This window comes from Peribacillus sp. NPDC056705, assembly GCF_043656335.1.
In genome coordinates this window covers 721-1,208 of the sequence record NZ_JBHTYI010000227.1, presented here as the reverse complement: position 1 = coordinate 1,208, position 488 = coordinate 721, and the positions used below count along the sequence as shown (strand labels likewise).

General features: G+C 52.3%; 1 protein-coding gene. It reads right to left on the bottom strand.

Going from position 1 to position 488, the window contains the following annotated elements; all coding sequences use genetic code 11:
* On the bottom strand, positions 1–488 hold a 488-nt coding region (locus ACFRAK_RS29180), incomplete at both ends, for a manganese efflux pump (protein ID WP_394573225.1).

Sequence of the window (488 nt, the reverse complement as noted above, 5' to 3'; positions counted from 1 at the left end):
CTGCCCGAGTCATCCAAATCGGCTTTGGAAGGGCTCCGCAGAATCTGAATAACGACACCCATCTTGGGAATCTCTAAAGAGAATACGGCTTTTGGAATCAGCGACAGCTCGTTACGGGCAGCTGGATCATTCACCTGCTCCGCAGCCGCTGTTTCCATCACGAGTTCACCACTGCCGTTGATCTGTTCTTCCCTGCTAGCATTGCCTGACGCCACGTCTGAATCAGGCTTCCTGATCAGCTGTTGGTACAAGGACCAACCGCCGAGCACGATGAGAATAGCTGCACCGATGATGGAAGCGACGTCTGGAGATAAATATCGCTGTAACAACGAGCCTGCCATCATGGATATACACAGAACCAGACCTGAGCAGAATGAGATGATCAGTACAGACAACGCCGGGATCTTTGTTTTGCGCAGACCGTATGTAACACCAGCCCCGAATCCATCGAGGCTAATGGCCATGGCCAGCAGCACAGACGGGATAAT